The organism is Pseudomonas sp. FSL W5-0299, assembly GCF_005930655.1.
Taxonomy (GTDB): Bacteria; Pseudomonadota; Gammaproteobacteria; order Pseudomonadales; family Pseudomonadaceae; genus Aquipseudomonas; species Aquipseudomonas mandelii.
The window spans coordinates 82,069-103,280 of record NZ_RXHX01000019.1 but is presented as its reverse complement, the minus strand read 5'-3'; the positions used below and the strand labels follow the sequence as shown (position 1 = coordinate 103,280).

At 60.9% G+C, this 21,212-nt stretch carries 21 protein-coding genes; 9 read left to right on the top strand and 12 right to left on the bottom strand.

The window, feature by feature from the left end; translation table 11 throughout:
• Positions 1 to 124 precede the first annotated feature (124 nt).
• From FHL16_RS21330 to xopAW, 3 genes are all read left to right on the top strand, one after another.
• Complete coding sequence (locus FHL16_RS21330) at positions 125 to 883, top strand: response regulator (RefSeq protein WP_077749216.1); 759 nt, start codon at positions 125 to 127, stop codon at positions 881 to 883.
• Positions 883 to 1,932: a sensor histidine kinase gene (locus tag FHL16_RS21325; protein ID WP_010457050.1), complete on the top strand. Its 1,050-nt coding sequence runs from the start codon at positions 883 to 885 to the stop codon at positions 1,930 to 1,932. The genes FHL16_RS21330 and FHL16_RS21325 overlap by 1 nt, the downstream gene beginning before the upstream one ends.
• Before the next feature lie 233 nt (positions 1,933 to 2,165).
• Positions 2,166 to 3,020, top strand: a complete 855-nt coding sequence (xopAW, locus tag FHL16_RS21320) for a XopAW family type III secretion system calcium-binding effector (RefSeq protein ID WP_077749215.1) — start codon at positions 2,166 to 2,168, stop codon at positions 3,018 to 3,020.
• 109 nt (positions 3,021 to 3,129) lie between these two features.
• On the opposite strand, the gene FHL16_RS21315 is transcribed toward xopAW, so the two are convergent.
• From FHL16_RS21315 to FHL16_RS21270, 10 genes are all read right to left on the bottom strand, one after another.
• A complete protein-coding gene (locus FHL16_RS21315) occupies positions 3,130 to 4,185 on the bottom strand; it encodes an AI-2E family transporter (RefSeq protein WP_077749214.1) in 1,056 nt (351 codons plus the stop codon).
• 68 nt (positions 4,186 to 4,253) lie between these two features.
• Positions 4,254 to 5,060, bottom strand: coding sequence for a DUF4892 domain-containing protein (locus FHL16_RS21310; protein ID WP_042932656.1), 807 nt, complete (start codon positions 5,058 to 5,060; stop codon positions 4,254 to 4,256).
• 8 nt (positions 5,061 to 5,068) lie between these two features.
• Complete coding sequence (locus FHL16_RS21305) at positions 5,069 to 5,728, bottom strand: glutathione S-transferase family protein (RefSeq protein WP_077749213.1); 660 nt, start codon at positions 5,726 to 5,728, stop codon at positions 5,069 to 5,071.
• A gap of 50 nt (positions 5,729 to 5,778) precedes the next feature.
• Positions 5,779 to 6,633: an alpha/beta hydrolase gene (locus tag FHL16_RS21300; RefSeq protein ID WP_010457064.1), complete on the bottom strand. Its 855-nt coding sequence runs from the start codon at positions 6,631 to 6,633 to the stop codon at positions 5,779 to 5,781.
• Complete coding sequence (locus tag FHL16_RS21295; protein WP_370654446.1) at positions 6,630 to 7,520, bottom strand: alpha/beta fold hydrolase; 891 nt, start codon at positions 7,518 to 7,520, stop codon at positions 6,630 to 6,632. Before FHL16_RS21295 ends, FHL16_RS21300 begins: the two co-directional genes overlap by 4 nt.
• A 202-nt stretch (positions 7,521 to 7,722) precedes the next feature.
• On the bottom strand, positions 7,723 to 8,166 hold the full coding sequence (locus tag FHL16_RS21290; RefSeq protein WP_010457067.1) for a hotdog fold thioesterase: 444 nt from the start codon (positions 8,164 to 8,166) through the stop codon (positions 7,723 to 7,725).
• A 31-nt stretch (positions 8,167 to 8,197) separates the two neighbouring features.
• Entirely contained in the window at positions 8,198 to 9,865 is a 1,668-nt protein-coding gene (locus FHL16_RS21285) for an AMP-binding protein (protein ID WP_077749212.1), read from the bottom strand.
• A gap of 192 nt (positions 9,866 to 10,057) precedes the next feature.
• Positions 10,058 to 10,513 (bottom strand): phosphohistidine phosphatase SixA, encoded by a 456-nt coding sequence (sixA, locus tag FHL16_RS21280; protein WP_010457071.1) that lies wholly within the window; start codon positions 10,511 to 10,513, stop codon positions 10,058 to 10,060.
• Positions 10,510 to 10,857, bottom strand: coding sequence for a DUF4389 domain-containing protein (locus tag FHL16_RS21275; RefSeq protein ID WP_010457073.1), 348 nt, complete (start codon positions 10,855 to 10,857; stop codon positions 10,510 to 10,512). Before FHL16_RS21275 ends, sixA begins: the two co-directional genes overlap by 4 nt.
• Before the next feature lie 32 nt (positions 10,858 to 10,889).
• Complete coding sequence (locus FHL16_RS21270) at positions 10,890 to 11,915, bottom strand: NAD(P)H-dependent glycerol-3-phosphate dehydrogenase (RefSeq protein WP_010457075.1); 1,026 nt, start codon at positions 11,913 to 11,915, stop codon at positions 10,890 to 10,892.
• A 196-nt stretch (positions 11,916 to 12,111) separates the two neighbouring features.
• Here FHL16_RS21270 and FHL16_RS21265 point away from each other — a divergent pair, with 196 nt between their 5' ends.
• From FHL16_RS21265 to FHL16_RS21240, 6 genes are all read left to right on the top strand, one after another.
• Positions 12,112 to 14,235, top strand: coding sequence for a TonB-dependent receptor plug domain-containing protein (locus FHL16_RS21265; RefSeq protein ID WP_042932652.1), 2,124 nt, complete (start codon positions 12,112 to 12,114; stop codon positions 14,233 to 14,235).
• Positions 14,236 to 15,168, top strand: coding sequence for an ABC transporter substrate-binding protein (locus tag FHL16_RS21260; RefSeq protein WP_010457078.1), 933 nt, complete (start codon positions 14,236 to 14,238; stop codon positions 15,166 to 15,168).
• Complete coding sequence (locus FHL16_RS21255) at positions 15,165 to 17,066, top strand: ATP-binding protein (RefSeq protein ID WP_010457080.1); 1,902 nt, start codon at positions 15,165 to 15,167, stop codon at positions 17,064 to 17,066. The genes FHL16_RS21260 and FHL16_RS21255 overlap by 4 nt, the downstream gene beginning before the upstream one ends.
• A 248-nt stretch (positions 17,067 to 17,314) precedes the next feature.
• Positions 17,315 to 17,830, top strand: coding sequence for a 3-hydroxyacyl-[acyl-carrier-protein] dehydratase FabA (gene fabA, locus FHL16_RS21250; RefSeq protein ID WP_008148022.1), 516 nt, complete (start codon positions 17,315 to 17,317; stop codon positions 17,828 to 17,830).
• Between the two features lie 11 nt (positions 17,831 to 17,841).
• A complete protein-coding gene (gene fabB, locus FHL16_RS21245) occupies positions 17,842 to 19,062 on the top strand; it encodes a beta-ketoacyl-ACP synthase I (protein WP_077749211.1) in 1,221 nt (406 codons plus the stop codon).
• Between the two features lie 379 nt (positions 19,063 to 19,441).
• The gene (locus FHL16_RS21240; RefSeq protein WP_010457086.1) at positions 19,442 to 19,630 is read left to right on the top strand and encodes a hypothetical protein; all 189 of its coding nucleotides are present in this window, start codon (positions 19,442 to 19,444) and stop codon (positions 19,628 to 19,630) included.
• Between the two features lie 70 nt (positions 19,631 to 19,700).
• Here FHL16_RS21240 and FHL16_RS21235 read toward each other — a convergent pair whose 3' ends face one another.
• Positions 19,701 to 20,243, bottom strand: a complete 543-nt coding sequence (locus FHL16_RS21235) for a DUF2058 domain-containing protein (RefSeq protein WP_077749210.1) — start codon at positions 20,241 to 20,243, stop codon at positions 19,701 to 19,703.
• A 28-nt stretch (positions 20,244 to 20,271) separates the two neighbouring features.
• Positions 20,272 to 21,105, bottom strand: coding sequence for a nucleoside triphosphate pyrophosphohydrolase (gene mazG, locus FHL16_RS21230; protein WP_010457090.1), 834 nt, complete (start codon positions 21,103 to 21,105; stop codon positions 20,272 to 20,274).
• Positions 21,106 to 21,212: the final 107 nt, after the last annotated feature.

Sequence of the window (21,212 nt, the reverse complement as noted above, 5' to 3'; positions counted from 1 at the left end):
ACCCTCGGCAGCCGCAACACGTCCTTACAGCACTTCCCGCCTCCGGGCCGGACGCCTATGCTGGAACCACAACCTCGCAGCCCATCTTTGTGGTTGGCAGCCTACCTGGCAGATGAACGCACGCATGCACAGCACCCCAGCACCTCTGAACGACGATCAAAAAGCACCCGCTGACGACAAACGCTGGAGCATTCGCGCCCTGATCGTCGACGATGACGTCCCGATCCGCGAACTGATGATCGACTACCTGGCCCGGTTCAACATTCACGCCAGCGGCGTCACCGATGGCGCTGCCATGCGCCTGGCGTTGCAAGCGGAGCATTTCGACGTGGTGGTGCTCGACCTGATGCTGCCCGGTGAAGACGGGTTGTCCCTGTGCCGCTGGCTGCGCGCCGAATCGGACATTCCGATCCTGATGCTCACCGCACGCTGCGAACCCACCGACCGCATCATCGGCCTGGAACTGGGCGCCGACGACTACATGGCCAAGCCCTTCGAACCAAGGGAACTGGTCGCGCGGATTCAGACCATTCTGCGTCGGGTGCGCGACGATCGCACCGAACAGCGTGCGAATATTCGCTTCGACAACTGGCGCCTGAACAGCGTGCTGCGGCAATTGATCGCCGCCGACGGTTTGGTGGTGCCGCTGTCCAACGCCGAATTCCGCCTGCTGTGGGTGTTCATTGAGCGTCCGCGCCGGGTGCTCAGCCGTGAACAACTGCTGGACGCTGCCCGTGGTCGTTCCATCGAAGCGTTTGATCGCAGCATCGACTTGCTGGTCTCGCGCCTGCGCCAGAAACTCGGTGATGACCCGAAAGCCCCGCAGTTGATCAAGACCGTTCGCGGTGAGGGTTATCTGTTCGACGCACGAGACATCGGCTGATGCGGGCGCGCTTCGATACGCTGTTCGGCCGCCTGTTTGGCGTGCTGCTGCTGGCGATCATCCTGGCGCACCTGTTGGCGTTTGCCTGGTTCCACCATTACGGTCCTCCCCCGCCTCCACCGCCGCCGGGATTTTCCGAAGGCATGGGCGGACAGCGCCCGCCGATGGACCCTCGCTTCGAAAACCGGCCACCGCGGCCTTGGTTCGGCGGCCCGCTGGTGCCGCTGACGTTCCAGTTTGTCACGCTGATCATTGCCGCCTGGTACGGCGCCAAACTGCTCAGCCGGCCGATCCAGCGGCTGAGCGACGCCGCCGAACGCTTGAGCGAAAACCTCGACAGCCCGCCGCTGGATGAATCCGGCCCACGGGAAGCCCGGCAAGCGGCCTACACCTTCAATTTGATGCAGAAACGCATTATCGAACAGGTGCAGCAGCGCTCACGGATGCTCGGCGCGGTGTCCCACGACCTGCGCACGCCGCTCTCTCGCCTCAAGCTGCGGCTGGAGCAGATCGAAGACCACAAGCTGCAGGGCCAGATGCGCCAGGACTTGGACGACATGATCAGCATGCTCGATGCCACCCTCACCTATTTGCACGAGCAGCGCACCAGTGAAGCCGGGCAATGGATGGACGTGCAGGCGCTGGTGGAGTCCTTGAGCGAAAACGCCCAGGACCAGGGGGCAGATGTTCAGGCCAGCGGCCACTGCGCGCCGCTGCAAGTGCAGCCGATGGCGTTGCGCTCGTGCATCAATAATCTGCTGGACAACGCCCTGCGCTATGCCGGGCACGCGCGGATCACGCTCGAAGACAACCGTGAGCAACTGGTGATCCGCGTCATCGACCACGGCCCGGGTATTGCGGCGGACAAACGTGAAGCGGTGTTCGAGCCGTTCTTTCGGCTGGAAGGTTCGCGTAATCGCAATTCGGGCGGCGTCGGGCTCGGTATGACCATCGCTCGCGAGGCGGCGGAACGACTGGGTGGGCAGTTGAGCCTGGAAGAAACACCCGGCGGCGGTCTCACCGCCGTCATCCGCCTGCCCCGCGCCTGAACCACACACCAATCCCTGCAGGAGTGAGCCTGCTCGCGAAGCGGTCGATCATTCAACATTGATGTCGACTGACCCGCCGCTTTCGCGAGCAGGCTCACGCCTACATGATCCGAGCCTGGCCTGAGACTTGTGTGTACCAATCGGTACAAACCTCACACACCCACGACACCTTGCCCCTTGACGCTGCATAAGCCGGTGCACCCACCGGTTTTCCATTCCAGGGAGTGAGTCCAATGATTGGTAGTGTCAGCAACTACACGAGCTATACCAGCACCAGCAGCACCTCGACCAACAGCGCCCGCAGCCAGCAATTCCAGAAAGAACTGTTCGCCAAGCTCGACAGCAACAGCGACGGCGCGGTGGATCAGGGCGAACTTGAAAGTGCCCTGTCGCAGAAAACCGATGACGGCCTGCTGGTCAGCCTGAGCAAAAACTTTGGTGATCTGGACAGTGACGACAGCGGCAGCTTGAGCAGCGAGGAAATGGCGGCAATGGCACCGCCGCCACCACCGCCGCATGACCAGGCACCCAACACCGAACTGGCCGACGCGCTCGTCAGCGCCCTGGACGCCGACGGTGACGGCGCGATCAGCAGCGACGAATTGAGCAACGGTCTGAACAACGCTGGCAGCAGTGCCGACAGTACAGAAATATTCTCGGCCCTGGACAAGAACCAGGACGGCACCGTCAGCAAGGACGAACTCGCCGCCAGCCTGACCCCGCCGCCACCGCCACCGCAGCAGCAGGTGTCCAGCGAAGAATTGTTCAGCCAGCTGGATACGGACAGCGATGGCAGCGTGACCGCCACCGAACTGAGCAGCGTGCTGCAGGCCAGCGACAGCACCTCATCGACCAGCACCGACACCAGCGCTGCGTTGCTCAAGGAGTTGGACAGTGACGGCAGCGGTGAGGTCAGCAGCGATGAACTGAACGCGGCGCTGCAAGCAGGTCGCGAGAAAACCAGCGACAACTCCACCGCTCAATTCAACGTCAATGAAGCGCTGAACAAAATGATCGCCAACCTGAGCAAGCAGTATTCGCTCGATAACGTGGCGAGCGTGGGCAAATACTTGAACGTATCGACCTGAGTCAAAAGCTTCGCGAGCAAGCCCGTTCCCACAGTAGAGCTGCGCCTTTCACAAATCCCCTGTGGGAGCGAGCCTGCTCGCGATGAGGCCCTCAGCCCCGCCGAAAATCTCAGGGCCGGCGATCGTCTACCCGCGCATGACTCTTGCTCCAGTCCGTCAACAGACTGTACGCAACCGCCAGCAACGTAGGCCCGATGAACAGCCCGATAAACCCGAACGCAATCAACCCGCCAAACACGCCGAGCAACACGATCACCAATGGCAGATTCCCGCCCCGGCTGATCAGGTACGGCTTCAGCACGTTGTCGACGCCGCTGATGATGAACGTGCCCCAGCACCCGAGGAACACCGCCATCCCGTATTCACCCTTCCAGGCCAGCCACGCGGTGGCCGGAATCCACACCAACGGTGGCCCCATCGGAATCAGACTGAGCATGAACGTCACGATGCCCAGCACCAACGCCCCGGGCACCCCGGCAATCAGGAACCCGATCAACGCCAGGACCGCCTGCGCCGCCGCTGTGCCGATCACCCCGTTCACCACACGCTGCACCGTCCCGGCCACGAGTTCGATGTAGTACCCGGCGCGATCACCGATCAGGCGCTCCAGCAGCCCATGGACAAACGCCGCCAGCCGCGGCCCGTCACGGTAGAAAAAGAACACGAACACAATGCTCAATGTCAGCTCGAGAATCCCGCCGCCAATCTGCGCACTGCGTGCCAGCAGCCAGTTGCCGACCTGACCCAGATACGGTTTGACCGCCACCATCATCGCCGCGCCTTGCTCATCGATGCTGTTCCAGATCACCATCAACCGCTCGCCCACCAAAGGAACGCCGCCCAGCCAGGTCGGTGCTTCGGGCAAACCGTCCATCTGCACATCCTTGATGAACGCAGTGGCATCACGCACGTGATCCGCCAGGTTGAACCCGAGCCAGACCAGCGGCACCGCCACCAGCAACATCCAGCCCAGTGTCAGCACCAGCGCGGCCAGGGATTCCCGGCCGTTGAGCCAGCGGGTCAACAACCGCATCAGCGGCCAACTGGCGAACGCCAGCACCGCGCCCCAGAACAAGGCCGACCAGAACGGCGCCATCACCCAGAGGCTCGCGCCAAACAGCACCAGGAGCAGGATCTGCACCAACAGCCGATCGTTATTGAGCATGTAGGTTCTCGAAAAAATCAGTCAACAAAGAGCAGGCAAACGCGCCAGCCGCGTTTGCCTGATGAAGCTTATCGCAACAGTTCGATGTGCAGGCCAGGGCTTTTGGCGCTGCCGGCTTCCATTCGCGCCGCCCGCACGCCCTGCCCGATCAGCGCCTGGCGCCACGCTTCGGCGTTTGGCCCGGAAACACTGACCCGCAAGGTGGTGTCGAGGTTCAAGCCGCGAGAAATGAGGCGCAGCCAGGTGGCATCAGGATCGGCGCTCAATGTGGGGAAATCGAGTTCGCCCGTACTTTTCAGCTCTCGCAGCAAGGTCGCCGACGTCGGCAGCAAATCACCCAGCGGCGCGGCAGCGTCGAACTGCTCGACGTGCAGGTAGGCTTTGCGATTGCCGCGAGTGATGCTGTAAAGCGCCACCAACGTATTGTCCCGGGGCGCCGCGAGACGCAAGAGCAAGTACGCCTGTTGATCGTCGGCACCGTACAACTTGGCGTTACCGAAGACCTCATTGGCCCAGAGGCTGCTTTCACCGCAATCACGTGCCTGACACCAGAACAGCAAGCCGGCGCCCTGCTCTTGCAACGCTTCACGCGCGGCAGTGAAGGCGTCGGTTGACGAGTGCTCCGGCGGCAACTCATAGGTCACCGATGTCGCCGTTCCCCGGGCGCTGACCTGACCATCGAAGCGCAACTGGCCGCTGATCTTACGGATCGAACCCAGCGGATAAATCCGCTCGAGCTCAACGCCGGGGCGATAGTCGACGATCTGCGCGTCGGCCATGCGCGGCACGATCGGCAAGTCCTGACTGCCCGGGACATCGGCGGCAAATAACAAGGGACTGAAACAACACAGCACCAGCACACTGAATGAACGCATGGATAGACTCATCGGATCAGCATGGCCTGGGCACCCTTGACGACACTGGCATCATCGAAGCGCTCGGGCACCAGCAAACCACGCTGGACCGCCGGACGCGCTTCCATGGATGCCATCCAGCGCTGCAAGGCCGGCAAACCGTCAACCTCGACGCCCGACCACTCATGGCCACGCACCCACGGATAGGTGGCAATGTCGGCAATGCTGTACTCGCCCGCGAGAAACTCCACGGCTTGCAGGCGTGTATCGAGCACCTCATAGAGGCGACGTGTTTCATGTTGATAGCGGTCGATGGCGCCCTGGAGTTTTTCTGGAAAGTAACGGAAAAACACGTTGGCCTGCCCCTGCATCGGCCCGATCCCACCCATCTGGAACATCAGCCACTGCAGGACGACCGAGCGCCCCTTCGGGTCCTGGGGCAGCAGTTTGCCGCCCAGCTCAGCGAGGTAAATCAGGATGGCGCCGGATTCGAACACGGCAAAATCGCCGTTGGCGCGGTCGACAATGGCCGGAATCCGGCCATTGGGATTGATCTTGAGGAAGTCCGGTGACTTCTGTTCCTTTTTGTCGAAACTCAAGGCGTGCACCGTGTAGGGCAGGCCGAGTTCCTCGAGCACGATAGAGACCTTGTGGCCATTCGGGGTCGCAGCGGTGTAGAGATCTATCATGGTTGTCTCCCATTTCAACCCGCCCAGCCTCGACAGTTGCCCGGCGCAAGTCAAGGAACGGCGAAGAACCGATTGAAACAGTCTGCGACAAGGTCGGCGCCGGGTTCGTCATTCAGGTGCAAATGATGGCCGCCAGGCAGCTGTTCACGGCTAAAGGGTAGACGCTCCAGCAACTCGGGATGTTTGGCGAGCATGCCGTCAGCTGCTACCACTAATAACGCAGGGCAACTGACCCGCTGGACGAAGGCCATCGCCTGTTCGGTTGTCAGACGCAGGGGCGATGGCAGCGTGAGTCGGTTGTCAGTGCGCCAGGTGTAACCGCCCGGCACCGGCATGAGTCCACGCTGGGCCAACAGCTCGGCGGCTTCGCGACTGACCGCCACCAGGCCTTTCATGCGTGCCTCGATGGCTCGATCCAGGGTGTTGTAGACCGGTTTGCGTTTTTCCCGCAGATCCAGCTGGGCTTGCAGGGCCATGCCCATGCGTTCGGCGGCATTTTCGCCTTTGTCTGTCGGAGGAATGATGCCGTCGATCAACGCCAGATGCGTGACACGTTCCGGCATCGACCCGGCAATAATCAACGAAGCGATCGCCCCCATCGAGTGCCCCATCAGTGCAAAACGCTTCAGGCCCAACTGCTCGGCGACTTGCAGCACGTCGTGAGCGTAGTCCCACATCGCGTAACCGGCGCCGGTCGGGCGATGCCCGGAATGTCCGTGACCGGCCATGTCGAGGGCGATGATGCGCAGGCCTTTGAGCTTCGGTGCCAGCCGGGCGAAGCTGTTGGCGTTGTCCAGCCAGCCGTGCAGGGCGATCACCGGCAGGCCGTCTTCGGGACCGAACAGGTGCGCGGCCAGCTCGATGTGCGGCAGGCTCAGGCGAACTTCTTCGACAACGTGGCTCATGCGCAATCCTGTTGGCGACGACCTTCCCAGCGGCTGAACAGGTTTTTCAGCAGCGTGGCGGTGTCTTGCGGACGTTCGAGGGGGAACATGTGGCCACCGGGCATGGTCAGGGACTCACCCAGCGGCATACGCCCGACGGAGCTTGCATGGTGACGCATCACCACCCGGCTCTTGTGCCCGCGCACCACCGCCAGCGGCACTTTCAACTGGCGTGCCTGGCCTGGACTGGTGTGCGGGACGCCACGGTAGATGCTGATCTCCGTGGCCGGGTCGAAACGCAGGCGCAGCTTGTCGCCGACTTTTTGCAAACCGTGTTGCAGGTAAGCGTCGAAGCACTCGGGATCAAAGCTGCGGAACAGGGTTTTGCCGGCGAAATAGAGCCGTGCCGCGTCCAGGTCGGCGAACTCTTCCCGGCGCCCCAATGTACGGCCGGCGGGGGTCAGGCGGTCGATGAAACCGAAACGCTTGGCCGCACGGATCACCCATTGATCGGCGCGGGTCAGCACCGGCGAATCGAGCATCACCACGCCCCGATACAGTTCAGGGCAACGCAACGCCGCGTGCAGGTGCAGCACCCCGCCGAAGGAATGGCCGACGCCCCAGACCGGCTCCGGTTGCTCTTTGAGGTGATGGATCAGCTCATCCACCAGGTTGCGCCAATTGTCGTCCGCCGGAAAACGCGGATCGTGGGCGTGCTGTTCCAGATGCGTCACCTGGTACTCGGGCGCCAGCGCCGCGAACAACTTGCCGTAGGTGCCCGAAGGAAAGCCATTGGCGTGGGCGAAAAATATCTGTTGCGACATACCGGCAAATCCATGAGCGAAAACAAGGGTTGATTGTCCGTAAGACGCGAGGCGGCGGCAATGACTGTAAGTGCCAGGAATGATGACAGTCCGGTCAGGGGCATGAGCATTCAGACATCGCCGAACCCTGTGGCGAGCGAGCTTGCTCGCGTTCGGCTGCGCAGCAGGCGCAAAACCGGTGCACGCCGCGAGAGGCGTGCCGGCAAGGGCTGCTGTCGCAGCCAACGGGAGCAAGCTCCCTCGCCACAGGTAATCATCGGGCCGGAAGAGGTGGTTCGCTCGACAATCAGCGGGCCGGTGGATTCTCGCCCAACGGCACGACCGCCATGGTCAACCGCGACACGCAACTGGCCTTGCCCTCGTCACTGCTCAAACGGATATCCCAGACATGAGTCGTGCGCCCAATGTGAATCGGCTTGGCCACTGCCGTCACTCGCCCGCTGCGCAATCCGCGCAAGTGATTGGCGTTGATTTCCAGACCCACACAATAGAATTTGCTGGCATCGATGCACAAGTAACTGGCCATGGAACCGACCGTCTCGGCCAGCACCACCGACGCGCCGCCGTGCAGCAAACCGTAAGGCTGGTGGGTGCGGTGGTCGATGACCATGCTCGCGGTCAGGGACTCGTCATCAAAGGCTTCGAAGCGAATATCCAGCACTTCGCCAATGGTGTTTTTCTGGATTGCGTTCAACTGCTCGACGTCGGGAATGGTACGCCACAGACTCATCTTGCTTTCCTTTGTTGGTTTTATTCGTGGCTCAATCCTGCCACAGCACCGTCTCGCTGCGCTCGCTCCATTCTTCGAACCGAGCGCCGTAAGACGCTTCGATCACGTTGCGCTTGATCTTCAGGGTCGGTGTCAGGAAGCCGTTTTCCACCGCCCAACTGTCCTTGACCACCACCAACTGGCGCAAGCGTTCGTGTTTGTCGAGGCCGCCATTGACCTCCTCCAGCAGCTTTTCCAGGCTTGCATGCAACCCTGCCCGCGCCGTTCCCCCGGCGTCCTGCTGACCGACCGCCGAGAGCACGCACAGCCCCAGCGGCGCACTCAAGCCATCACCGACCACGCACACCTGTTCGATCCGCGAATGCACCGCCAGCCGATTTTCGATCGGCGCCGGCGCGACGTATTTGCCTTTGCTGGTCTTGAAGATCTCCTTCAGTCGCCCGGTCAGGCGCAGGTTGCCTTCGGCATCTTGTTCGCCCTTGTCGCCGGTGCGCAGGAAGCCGTCCTCGGTGATGGTTTCTGCGGTTTTCTCGGGCTCCTTGAAATAGCCAAGCATGGTCGCACCGCTGCGCACCATGACTTCGCCCGAATCGGCGATCCGCACTTCAACCTCCGGGCAAGGCTTGCCGATCCAGCCGGGTTTGTTCTCGCCGGGCCGGCCGATGTGGGAGTAACCGCAGCTTTCGGTCATGCCGTAGACCTCCAGCACATCCAGTCCCAGCTTGCGGTACCACAACAGCAAGGTCTGCGGCACAGGCGCGGCGCCGGACAACGCCACGCGCAACGCATCCAGCCCCAACCCGACGAGCACTTTGTGCCCGACCCGTTTGCCGATAAAGGGCAGGCCGAGCAGGAAGTCGAGGCGTTTTGCCGGAATCTTGCTGTACACGCCCATCTGGAACTTGGTCCAGATCCGCGGGACGCCGAACAACGCGGTCGGCCGCGCGCGCTGCAAATCGGTGAGAAAGGTGTCGAGGCTTTCGGCAAAGAACACGGTTTGCCCGGTGTAGATCGACGCCAGCTCGACGAACATCCGCTCGGCGACATGGCACAGCGGCAGGTAAGACAGCAGTCGATCCGACTCGTTGAGACCGAACAGCTGAGTGCCGCGCGTGGTGGCAAAGCCCAGATTGCCGAAGCTATGCATCACGCCTTTGGGCACCCCGGTGGTGCCGGAGGTGTAAATGATGGTCGCCAACTGGTCGGCGGACGGCTTGGGATCGTCCTGGATCGGTGAGCTCTTTTGCAGATCGGCCCAGCTGTAGTCGAAAGTACCCGGCGGATGCAACGGCAGGCTGATGGTCGGCAGATCGGCACTGACCCCGCGAGACATGCCTGGCCAGTCATCGAGCTTGCCGATGAACGCCAGCGCCGCTTCCGAGTGTTCGAGCACTTGCGCCACCGACTCGGCGGTGAGGTTGGGGTACAACGGCACCGAAACGTGCCCGGCCATCCAGATTGCCAGGTCGGAGATGATCCAGTGCGCGCAGTTTTTCGAAATCAGGGCGATGTGGCTGCCTTGGGGCAGTTCGCGTGCGCGCAGCCAATGCGCGGCGCAGCGAGCCTGATGGCCGACGTCGGCCCAGGTCAGGGTCTCGACGTGTCCGCCGCCGGTAGGTTGGACCAGAAAACGCTGGCGGGGATGACGGGCTTCACGCTCGTAAAAGACGTCCAGCGGTAAACGAAAAGCAGCAGACATGCGACTCGCTCCTTTATTTTTGGTCTGGAGCAAGCGTAGTCAACCAAGCGGTTGCTTGGTTGACTATTTCACACAAAATCCCGGAACACCGCCGCCCCCTGTAGGAGCGAGGCTTGCACGCGAAGGGCTTTCAACGACGGCAACAGCTTCGCGGACAAGCCTCGCGCCTGCAAAAAGCCAAAGCAAATGCGGTTACGGGTGTTTGATGCTGTTGAGCTTCATCGAACCTATCAGCAGTTCAGCGCTCTCGAGCTCGGCCAGGCCAGCGGTGCTGACCCTCTCTGGTGGATAGCCGGCACCATGCTGCAAGTAACTCAACAGGTTCCCCACCAACGGGTTGTGACTGACCAGAAGGACGTCACTCACCGACACGAGTTGCTCGGCCACCTTGTCTGGATCAGTGTCCGGGGTCAGCCACTCGACAGTGCGAATCTCCGGTTCGAAACCCAGCGCCTCGCGCACCAGCTGCGCGGTCTCCTGCGCTCGCAGAAACGGGCTGGCATAGATGGCTGTAATCGGCTGACCGATCAGTTCAGCAGCGATGCTCAGCACCTCTGAACGACCATGTTCCGTCAGCGCGCGCTCCGAATCGTGTGGCTTGGAACCGTGTGGCTCGGCTTCACCATGACGCAATACCCAGAGTTTCATAGTTTCGGCTCCTCATCTCGGGCCGGATGTGGCGCTGGCGGCACGGCGTGCGGCGCTTCGCCTTCCGGTGTACGCGGCGTCGGCCAGTCGGCGAACGGCCAGGGTTTCTGGTCGCTGTGGAAGGTGCCGAAACGACCGATCTGCGCCAGGAACTGGCTCAGGCTGTCGCCGAAGTTCATCAGGCTGGCGCTCGGGGCGCCATAAATCAAACGATAGATCAGTTGCACCAGCACCACCGCCCCCAGGATGAACTGCGCCACTTGCCAGACCAGCAAGAAGACGATCATCCATAACACCCGCAGCAGAATGGACTCGTAGGTGGCCTCTGTTTTCGGATCGTTCATGTGCAACTCCCTGCTTTATCTCGAAAGCGTGATCAGTTGAAACCGCTGGTGGAAATGAAGTCCACATCGGTTTTGGGTTCGCCGCGCATCAACAGTTCAATCACTTGATTGAGCGTGCGCCCTTCGAACAGAATCGCGTGCAACCCGGCGACCAGCGGCATATAGACGCCCACTTCCTGAGCCTTGGCCTTGAGCACCTTCAGCGTGTTCACGCCTTCGGCGACTTCGCCCAGGCGGGTCACCGCCTCTTCCAGGCTCAACCCCTGGCCGAGGGCAAACCCGACCTGGTAATTGCGGCTTTTCGGCGACGAACACGTGACGATCAAGTCGCCCACGCCCGCCAACCCAAGGAAGGTCATCGGGTTGGCGCCCTGATTCACCGCGAAGCGGGTCATTTCCGCCAACGCCCGGGTGATCAGCATGCTCTTGGTGTTTTCACCCATGCCCAGCGCCACCGCCATGCCGGCGATGATCGCGTAAACATTTTTCAGCGCCCCGCCCAACTCCACGCCGAAGCGGTCGGCGCTGGCGTACACGCGAAAGGTCCGGCCATGCAACGCCTCCTGGACCCGCTGACAGAGTTCTTCGTCTTCGCTGGCGACCACGGTGGCGGTCAGGGCGTGTTCGGCGATTTCACGGGCCAGGTTCGGCCCGGACAGCACGCCGATGCGCGCTTGCGGGGCGATTTCTTCGAGGATCTCGCTCATCAGCTTGAACGTGTGGGCTTCGATGCCTTTGGTCAGGCTGACCAGCAATTTGCCGCTCAACCGTGCGGCGTGCGGGACCAGTACCGAACGCAGCGCGCTGGACGGCAGCGCAACAAAGCACAGGTCGCAAGCGTCCAGGGTCGCTTGCAAATCAGTCACCGGTTCTACCAGGGGAAGAATCTTGATGCCTTTGAGGTAACGCGGGTTTTCGCGATTGACCCGCATGGACTCAGCCTGCTCGGGGTCACGCATCCACTGCCGGACCTGATGCCCGTTCTCGGCCAACAGATTAGCCACGGCGGTACCAAAACTTCCGCCTCCCAGGACCGCAATTGGGCGCTGTTCAGTCATATGCAATCCGTTAATCCATACCAGTGGCGATGTCGGCATTATACGGAGCGTCCCAGTGGCGGCCAGCCCCCGTATCAATTACCGGCACTTGTAGGAAGAAGACCAATAAATCCTAGGAAAATGCCGGCATCGTGAATGGAAAAGTCGAACAGCTCGGTTAACATGCGCGCCATCTCATCGTTATCAAGGACGTTTCGTGTCGTTTGGCTCTCCTTCACCCTCCTCTCCGCTGGTTCTGGCATTGCTTTTCAGCTCGCCATTGCTGGCCGACGACTTGTTCCTCGACAACGAATCGCTGCCGCAAGTGCTCACGGCCACCCGCCTGAAGCAGTCGCCGGCCGCAGTCCCGGGAAGCATGACGGTGATCGACAGCGAACTGATCAATGCCAGCGGTGCACGGGACATCAGCGAATTGCTGCGCCTGGTGCCGGGCATGATGGTCGGCAATATCAGCGGTAATCAGGCGGCGGTGAATTACCACGGCACCAACGCCACGGAAGCGCGGCGCATGCAGGTGCTGATCGACGGCCGCTCGGTGTACCGCGCTGGCCTGGCCACGGTGGACTGGAGTGATATCCCGGTGGCCATGGAAGACATCGAGCGCATCGAGGTTTTCCGCGGCCCCAACACGGTCAGCTACGGCGCCAATGCGTTGATGGCGGTGGTCAACATCATCACCCGCAACCCGGCCGACAGCCACGGCACGCGGATGAAAGTCACCCGTGGCCAGCGCGGCATCGATGATTTTTACGCCAGCCAGGGTGTGGGCTGGGACGGCGGCGACCTGCGTCTGTCACTGTCCGGCCAGCAGGACGACGGCTTCGACACCGACAGCAACGGTGCTGATTATCGCGACAGTCGCCGCTTGAACCGCTTCAACCTTGCCGTCAGCCAGACCCTGAGTGAAAACCAGAGCATCGACTGGCAGTTGAACGCCAAGGACGGAACCAACCAGCGGCCTTATACCTACCGCCCGGTGTTCTCCGGGATTACCGCAGCCGGGAACAATTCCGACGTCGTTGCCAAGGACTACGCCGGTTCGTTGCGCTGGAACCTGGACATCAATCCTGATCACAGCCTTTATATCCAGGGTTCGGCTCAGCACTGGGACCGTCAGCAGACCTGGCGCGCCTGTGATGCGGAAGTTTCGTTCAGCCCGCAACTGACCGAACTCTGGCAGCTCAACCCGAACTACACCGAACGCCTGGCGCGCAACATCGAGCGCTTCACCGGTCCCGGCGCGCCGGCCGGCACGGCGGCGGAACAAGCGCTAGGCAATCAAGTGCTGGCGCAATGGCGCAACGGTGCCCGGCAAACCCTCTGTGGCGACATCGACCAGAGCGCCCGGGAAACGCGCTACGACCTGGAACTGCAAGACACCCTCAGCCTGTCCGACAGTCTGCGACTGGTCAGCGGCATGAACTATCGTTACGACCGGGCAAATTCCGAGACCTACTTCAATGGCACGCTCGACGACACCACTTGGCGCGCATTCGGCCAACTCGAGTGGCGCGCCACCGAGCACTGGTTGCTGCAGGGCGGCGCCATGTTCGAAGACACGCAATTGACCGGCAGCTCGCTGACCCCGCGGGTAGCGGTCAATTACCTGATCAACCCGCGTCACGGCTTGCGCGCGGTGTATTCGGAAGCCATCCGCTCACCGGACATGTTCGAGAACAACGTCAACTGGAGTTACCAGGTGACCAACCTGCGGCCCAGTGCCTACGGCCAGACCAGCGCCCGGTATTTCGTCAAGACCCGCGGCCCCGGCGACCTCGAACAAGAACGCATGCGCTCGCGCGAGCTGGGCTACAACGGCTACTTCGCGGAGCTTGGGCTGACGGTCGATGTGAAACTGTTCTACGACGAAATCAGCGGCATGATCAGCGAACCCCTGCGCAACAATCAGTACATCGCCAGCAATTCCAACAGCTCGCGCTTCAAGGGCACGGAAACCCAGCTGGACTGGCGCCTGAGCAGCGCCGACCGGCTGCGCCTGACTTACGCCTACGTCGACGCCGAGGCGAGCAATCCGCAGGATGAGCAACTGACGGCGCGCAACAGCGGTTCCGCCGGTTGGCTGCGCAACTGGGGCCACGGCTGGAACAGCGCCCTCTTCTATTACGGGGACGACGCCCTCAACGGTTATCGCTTCGAACGCGTCGACACGCGCATCGCCAAACGCATCGGCCTGGGCAAGGCCAATCTGGAACTGGCCGGCGTGCTCCAGCAGCGCCTCGACCATCAACCCACCACCTTCGTCGACAACAACTATGACGAGCGTCGGGTGCTCTACTTCAGCGCGGAGCTGACGTTTTAAATGCTGCATCGCCTGTCGCGGAAGTCGCCAACCCTTGGCCGCCTGCTGGCAGGGGTGTGCCTGGTGTTTGCCGGCCTGCTTGGCAGCCTGACGATTCAGGCCGCCGACATTCTGCTGACCGGTGCCGAAGACAGCCCGGGCGTGCAATCCTTTGTGCAGGCGCTGAGCGGCATGCGCCCGGCCGACAGCGTTCGCTTCCAAGTACTGGACAGCTTGCCGAGGCCGGGCGCACTGCCCGGCGATACCCGTTTGATCCTGCTCGATCTGCCGAGCCTCGATTGGCGCCTGCAAGAGACACAAGGTCCGCCGACGCTGGTACTGCGCATCAGTCGCCTGCAAGCCCATCATCGTTTCGGCGCTGACTTTCCATCGCACCTCAGCCTGCTCTGGAGCGATCCGCCGCTGGATCGGCAATTGCGCCTGACCCGGCTCATCCTGCCCGAGGCCCGACGCATCGGCGTGCTGTACGACAGTCACAGCGAATTCCTGCTCAAGGAATTGCGGCTGTCGGCACAAGCGTTGGGCCTTGAAGTGATCGCCGAGCGATGGGACAACACCAACGACAGCCGCCCTTTACAGAATTTGCTGAAGAACTGCGACGTGCTGCTGGGCCTCGACGACGCCGATCTGTACAACCCGAAAACCGCAAAAAACCTGCTGTTGAGCAGCTATTCGCGACAACTGGCGCTGGTCGGCCCGAACGCCGCGTTCGTCAAGGCTGGTAGCCTGGCCAGCACCTACAGCGATCAGAACGATTGGCTGGAAGTGCTCGACGAATTGCTCGATCGGCCGCAGACAGGCTGGCCCCGTGCGTTGTATCCAAAACACTTCAAAGTGTTAAGTAATCCGCAGGTGGCTCGTTCATTGGGTATTGAACAGGTGACTGAAGCGTTTGTCGCAGCACAGTTGGCCGAAGGAGAAAGCCGCCCATGACCTTCCGTCGCGGTTGGGACATCAACACCCGCACGCAGATCATCAGCCTCGGCCCCGCCCTGTTGCTGACGTTGCTGCTGATCAGTTTCTTCACCTTCGTGCGGATCCAGGACCTGCGCCAGGAGCTCAACCACACCGGCCAGCTGATCGCCAACCAACTGGCCCCCGCCACGGAATACGGGGTGATCTCGGGCAACAACGAGGTACTCGAAAGTTTGCTCAAGGCGACGCTGGCCACGCCCAACGTGCGCTTTCTCGAGGTCCAGGACAGCGCCAACCGGATTCTGGTGTACGTCGAGCAACCGTCGGAAACCCATGCCCGCTCGCATCAGGTCGAAGTGTTCCAGGCGCCGGTACGGCTGCAACGGATCGCGCTGAACAATGATTTCTTCCAGGGCAGCAACGTCGCCAACACGGCCCCGCCCGAGGACTATCTGGGCCGGGTGATCGTCGGCTTGTCCAATGACGCCTTCAGCCAGCGTCAGCAGGAAATCCTGTTCAAGGCCGGGATTCTCGCCTTGTTCGCGCTGCTGTTTACCTTTCTGGTGGCCCGACGCCTGGCCGGCAGCCTGTCGCAGCCGATCCGCGACATCGGCCACGCCGTGAAGGCGATTCAGGAGGGTGATTATAAAACGCCGCTGCCGATCGTCGATGACACTGAGTTGGGCGCGTTGTCGCAGCACATCAATAACCTCGCGCAAGGCCTTGAGCAGGCCAGCCGTGAGCAGCAGCAGGCCATGGCGCAATTGATCCAGACCCGCGAAGAAGCGGAAAAGGCCAACAACGCCAAATCCGACTTCCTGGCGATGATGAGCCACGAACTGCGCACCCCAATGAATGGCGTGCTGGGCATGCTGCAACTGCTGGAAACCACCGACATGACCGAGGAGCAGATCGAGTATGCGGCGCTGGCTTCGGAGTCGACCGAACACCTGCTCAAAGTCATCAACGACATTCTCGACTTCTCGCGCATCGAGCGTTCAGAACTGGAGCTGGAACACATTCCGTTCAACCTCGCTGACCTGATCAGCAGCTGCGCCCAGTCGTTCCAGCACAGCGCGGCGCAACGCGGGCTCGATCTGGCCCTGGCGATTCCCGAGGACATGCGCGCCTTGCAGGTTCAAGGCGACCCGACGCGGATCCGGCAGATTCTGGTCAACCTGGTGGGCAATGCGCTGAAGTTCACCGAGCAAGGCCGCGTCAGTATCGAACCGCAATGGCAGTCACTGGATCACGAACTGCTGTGGTTCACCTGCACCGTGCGCGACAGCGGCATTGGTATCTCGGCCGAAAGCCTGGAGTTGATGTTCAACGCGTTCCAGCAGGCCGACAGTTCTATTTCAAGGCGTTACGGCGGCACCGGGTTGGGGTTGCCGATTGCCCGTACCCTGGCCGAACGGATGGGCGGCACCTTGCGCGCCCAGAGCGAAGAAGGCCTGGGATCGGTGTTTACCCTGGAAATTCCGTTGGCCCTTTATAAGCAGTCACTGCCGGAGTTGAAACCACGGACACAGAGCGGCGACGGCCATGGTGAAGGACGCAATGTGCTGCTGGTGGAGGACAACCCGGTCAACCAGACGGTGATCGAAGCAATGTTGCGCAGTCTGGGCTTTACTGTCAGCGTCGCGACCGATGGCGCGCAGGCGGTGCAAAGCGCCAAAAGCCTGATATTTGAAGCGATTCTGATGGATTGCCGACTGCCGATCATCGACGGCTACGAAGCAACCCGCCAGATCCGCCTGCTCCCCGGCTGCGCAGACTTGCCGATCATCGCCCTGACCGCCAATGCCTTGCAGGGCGACCGCGAAGCGTGTTTATCGGCTGGAATGAACGATTACCTGGCCAAGCCCTTCAAACGCACTGATCTGCAGCAAATTTTGCAGCGCTGGGTGCAGTAGTACAGGCCTTTCGACCATCTGCGACTGGCGTGAAAGGCGAAAGTGCGGCAGTCTTAGGCACCCGAACAGGCCCGAAAAGGGGCTTGAATAATAATTTCAGTGCACAAGTGTACATTCATGTCCTTGGTGCTGTGACTTTCACCACAACGCAATAGTCTATGAGTAGGCTGCTGACTCGAGGCATGAACGCCTCGGTCGGCCGGGAAGATTTGCCCCACCCTGCCGCATGGGACTATTGAGGAGCTCGCATGACCCAACAAAACGCCTTTACTCGGGAAGACCTGCTGCGCTGCAGTCGCGGTGAGCTGTTCGGCCCGGGTAACGCACAACTGCCCGCCCCGAACATGCTGATGGTGGATCGCATCACCCATATCAGTGCCGAGGGTGGCAAGTACGGCAAAGGTGAATTGGTCGCCGAGCTGGATATCACTCCTGACCTGTGGTTTTTCGCCTGCCACTTCGAAGGTGATCCGGTGATGCCAGGCTGCCTGGGCCTCGACGCCATGTGGCAACTGGTCGGTTTCTTCCTCGGCTGGCAAGGTCTGCCGGGCCGTGGCCGTGCGCTGGGTTCGGGCGAAGTGAAATTCTTTGGCCAGGTCCTGCCGACCGCCAAGAAAGTCACCTATAACATTCAGATCAAGCGCGTGCTGAAGGGCAAGCTGAACCTGGCCATCGCCGATGGTTCGGTTAGTGTCGACGGCCGCGAGATCTACACCGCCGAAGGCCTTCGGGTCGGCGTTTTCACCTCCACTGACAACTTCTAAGGGTTATCCGCATGCGCCGCGTCGTTATCACTGGTCTGGGCATCGTATCGTGCCTGGGCAATGACAAAGAGACCGTCTCCGCTAACCTGCGTGCAAGCCGCCCTGGCATCCGGTTCAACCCGGAATATGCCGAAATGGGTCTGCGTAGCCAGGTTTCCGGCTCCATTGACCTTCCCCTCGAAGAGCTGATCGATCGCAAGATCTATCGCTTCGTCGGCCACGCGGCGGCGTACGCCTACCTGGCCATGAAAGACGCCATCGCAGACTCCGGCCTGACCGATGAGCAAGTCTCCAACCCGCGTACCGGCCTGATCGCCGGTTCCGGTGGCGCCTCCACGCTGAACCAGATGGAAGCGCTGGACATCCTGCGCGAGAAAGGCGTGAAGCGCGTTGGCCCATACCGCGTCACGCGGACCATGAGCAGCACCGTTTCCGCTTGCCTGGCCACACCGTTCAAGATCAAGGGCCTGAATTACTCCATCGCTTCTGCCTGCGCCACCAGTGCTCACTGCATCGGCAACGCCATGGAACAGATCCAGATGGGCAAGCAGGACGTCGTGTTCGCCGGCGGCGGTGAAGAAGAGCATTGGAGCCAATCGTTCCTGTTCGACGCCATGGGCGCACTGTCCAGCCAGTACAACGAAACCCCGGAAAAAGCTTCCCGTGCCTACGACGCCAAGCGTGACGGTTTCGTCATCGCCGGCGGTGGCGGCATGGTCGTGGTCGAAGAGCTGGAACACGCTCTGGCCCGCGGCGCGAAGATCTACGCGGAAATCGTTGGCTACGGCGCGACCTCCGACGGCTACGACATGGTCGCCCCAAGCGGCGAAGGCGCCATCCGCTGCATGCAGATGGCCATGTCCACCGTCGATACTCCGATCGACTACCTGAACACCCACGGCACCTCGACTCCGGTCGGCGACGTCGCGGAAATGAAAGGTGTGCGTGAAGTGTTCGGCGACAAGGCCCCGCCCATCAGCTCCACCAAGAGCCTGTCGGGTCACTCCCTGGGCGCCGCCGGCGTTCACGAAGCGATCTACTGCATGCTGATGATGGAAGGCAACTTCATGGCGGGCTCCGCCAACATCGAAGAATTGGACCCGGAAGTGGCAGACATGCCGATCCTGACCAAGACTCGCGAAGACGCCACCATCAACACCGTGATGAGCAACAGCTTCGGCTTCGGTGGCACCAACGCCACCCTGGTACTGAAGCGCTGGACCGGCAAGTAATACTCCGCCGTCTCGCAGCACACAAAAACGCCCCGACTGGTTCGGGGCGTTTTTTTATGCCTGAAAAAATGTGCACTGCGATGCTTTTTGTAGGAGCCAGGCTTGCCGGCGAAGGCGCACTGAAGGACGCTTTCGCCGGCAAGCCTGGCTCCTACAGATACCGTGTTCTACCAGCGAGATATTCACGGCGAACATGAAGCTTTTGTCATGAAACTCAATGCCCTGCGACCGAATGCCACGTGTTTGGCGGGCTGCAGGACTATTGTCGGTTTCGCAAAAATTCGTTACCGAACTCAGTCGTTTACTTAGCAGGCTAACCAAACATATAACAGAGTCCTGCACACGCCTTGCTGCAGATAACAGAGATTGGAGCTAGCAGATGACTGTAAAAGTAACTGAACGCGACGATTCACATAAATCCCATGAAGGCATAGCCGCCGGTATCCGTATCTGGGATGTACATCAACAAGACATGCTGGTGGGGATGTTTCATTCCGAAACCGACGCCCACAGCTACAAGGCTGAACTGGAAAAACAGGAGCAGCAACGAGCGCTCCGATCTGCATAAGCAATGACAGCATTGAAAACGACAAACCCCGCCATGAGCGGGGTTTGTCGTTGTTGAAGCCGTTAAAGGCTTACCACATCAGATCATCAGGGATCTGATAGGCCGCGTATGGATCATCTTCGGCAGCGACTTCTTCAGTCTTGACGTTCAGCTGCACGATGCGCCGAGGATCGCGCTCCTGAATCTTCAGGGCCGCCTCACGCGGGATCACTTCGTAGCCGCCGGCATGGTGCACGATCGCCAGCAAGCCATTGCTCAACTGGTTGCGCATCAGCGTGTTGACGGAGATACGCTTGACCTTCTTGTCGTCAACGAAGTTGTAGTAGTCCTCGGTCGTCAGCTTCGGCAGGCGCGATACTTCGATCAATTGTTTGATCTGCGCCGCGCGAGCCTTGGCCTCGACTTTCTCCTGTTGCTGACGGTTCAGCTCCTGGTCGCGCTTGACCTTCTCGGCCATGGCTTCCTGGGCGGCACGCTGCTGCGAGTCATCGAGTTCAATCTGGCCTTTATGGGCCAGGCGTTGCTGCTTCTGCTTCTCTTTGCCGACCTGTTTGGCCTGCTTTTGGTTGACCAGCCCTGCTTTGAGCAACTGGTCGCGAAGGGAAATGCTCATGGTGCTTATTTCTCACTTAGGCCACTGCTCAACCGCAGCTGGGCAAATTCTTTTCCTGACGTTTGGCTTCGCCCCACAAGGCGTCCAACTCTTCGAGGGTGCAATCTTCCATGGGACGGTGGGTGTCGCGCAATGCCTGTTCGATAAAACGGAAGCGTCTTTCAAACTTGCTGTTGGCGCCACGCAGTGCAGTTTCCGGGTCGACTTTCAAATGACGCGCCAGATTGACCACGGAAAACAGCAAATCACCCACCTCATCGGCAATCGCTGCCGAGTCATTGTCGGCCATGGCTTCGAGCACTTCATCGAGTTCTTCGCGGACCTTGTCCAGCACCGGCAAGGCGTCCGGCCAGTCGAAACCGACTTGCCCCGCGCGCTTCTGCAACTTCGCCGAGCGGGACAATGCAGGCAGCGCGGCGGGCACATCGTCGAGCAAGGACAGCTGTTCGGGCGCGGATGATTTCTCGGCGCGCTCCTCAGCCTTGATCTCTTCCCAGCGCTGCTTGACCTGCTCTTCACTCAGACGCGGAACATCCAGCGGCGCGTACAGATCACCGGTTGGAAATACGTGAGGATGGCGACGGATCAGCTTGCGGGTGATGCTGTCGATCACACCGGCGAATTCGAAGCGCCCTTCTTCCCGGGCCAACTGACTGTAATAAACCACCTGGAACAGCAAATCACCCAACTCGCCCTGCAAGTGATCGAAGTCACCGCGCTCGATGGCGTCAGCGACTTCGTAGGCTTCCTCAAGGGTGTGCGGGACGATGGTGGCGTAGGTTTGCTTGATGTCCCACGGGCAACCGAACTGCGGGTCGCGCAGACGGTTCATCAGGTGCAGCAAGTCTTCAAGTGAATACATCAATCAATCTCTACATCTGCAATGCGGTATGTCGGCCCAACCGTAACCTTGTAGGAGCGAGGCTTGCCCGCGAAGGCGGTGTGTCAGGTATGACGCCTTCGCGGGCA

What these genes read in the sequence shown, in the direction of transcription:
- FHL16_RS21330 (WP_077749216.1), top strand. Translation starts at nt 125, where the DNA reads ATGCACAGCACCCCAGCACCTCTGAACGACGATCAAAAAGCACCCGCT.
- FHL16_RS21325 (WP_010457050.1), top strand. Translation starts at nt 883, where the DNA reads ATGCGGGCGCGCTTCGATACGCTGTTCGGCCGCCTGTTTGGCGTGCTG.
- xopAW (WP_077749215.1), top strand. Translation starts at nt 2,166, where the DNA reads ATGATTGGTAGTGTCAGCAACTACACGAGCTATACCAGCACCAGCAGC.
- FHL16_RS21315 (WP_077749214.1), bottom strand. Translation starts at nt 4,185, where the DNA reads ATGCTCAATAACGATCGGCTGTTGGTGCAGATCCTGCTCCTGGTGCTG.
- FHL16_RS21310 (WP_042932656.1), bottom strand. Translation starts at nt 5,060, where the DNA reads ATGCGTTCATTCAGTGTGCTGGTGCTGTGTTGTTTCAGTCCCTTGTTA.
- FHL16_RS21305 (WP_077749213.1), bottom strand. Translation starts at nt 5,728, where the DNA reads ATGATAGATCTCTACACCGCTGCGACCCCGAATGGCCACAAGGTCTCT.
- FHL16_RS21300 (WP_010457064.1), bottom strand. Translation starts at nt 6,633, where the DNA reads ATGAGCCACGTTGTCGAAGAAGTTCGCCTGAGCCTGCCGCACATCGAG.
- FHL16_RS21290 (WP_010457067.1), bottom strand. Translation starts at nt 8,166, where the DNA reads ATGAGTCTGTGGCGTACCATTCCCGACGTCGAGCAGTTGAACGCAATC.
- FHL16_RS21285 (WP_077749212.1), bottom strand. Translation starts at nt 9,865, where the DNA reads ATGTCTGCTGCTTTTCGTTTACCGCTGGACGTCTTTTACGAGCGTGAA.
- sixA (WP_010457071.1), bottom strand. Translation starts at nt 10,513, where the DNA reads ATGAAACTCTGGGTATTGCGTCATGGTGAAGCCGAGCCACACGGTTCC.
- FHL16_RS21275 (WP_010457073.1), bottom strand. Translation starts at nt 10,857, where the DNA reads ATGAACGATCCGAAAACAGAGGCCACCTACGAGTCCATTCTGCTGCGG.
- FHL16_RS21270 (WP_010457075.1), bottom strand. Translation starts at nt 11,915, where the DNA reads ATGACTGAACAGCGCCCAATTGCGGTCCTGGGAGGCGGAAGTTTTGGT.
- FHL16_RS21260 (WP_010457078.1), top strand. Translation starts at nt 14,236, where the DNA reads ATGCTGCATCGCCTGTCGCGGAAGTCGCCAACCCTTGGCCGCCTGCTG.
- FHL16_RS21255 (WP_010457080.1), top strand. Translation starts at nt 15,165, where the DNA reads ATGACCTTCCGTCGCGGTTGGGACATCAACACCCGCACGCAGATCATC.
- fabA (WP_008148022.1), top strand. Translation starts at nt 17,315, where the DNA reads ATGACCCAACAAAACGCCTTTACTCGGGAAGACCTGCTGCGCTGCAGT.
- fabB (WP_077749211.1), top strand. Translation starts at nt 17,842, where the DNA reads ATGCGCCGCGTCGTTATCACTGGTCTGGGCATCGTATCGTGCCTGGGC.
- FHL16_RS21240 (WP_010457086.1), top strand. Translation starts at nt 19,442, where the DNA reads ATGACTGTAAAAGTAACTGAACGCGACGATTCACATAAATCCCATGAA.
- FHL16_RS21235 (WP_077749210.1), bottom strand. Translation starts at nt 20,243, where the DNA reads ATGAGCATTTCCCTTCGCGACCAGTTGCTCAAAGCAGGGCTGGTCAAC.
- mazG (WP_010457090.1), bottom strand. Translation starts at nt 21,105, where the DNA reads ATGTATTCACTTGAAGACTTGCTGCACCTGATGAACCGTCTGCGCGAC.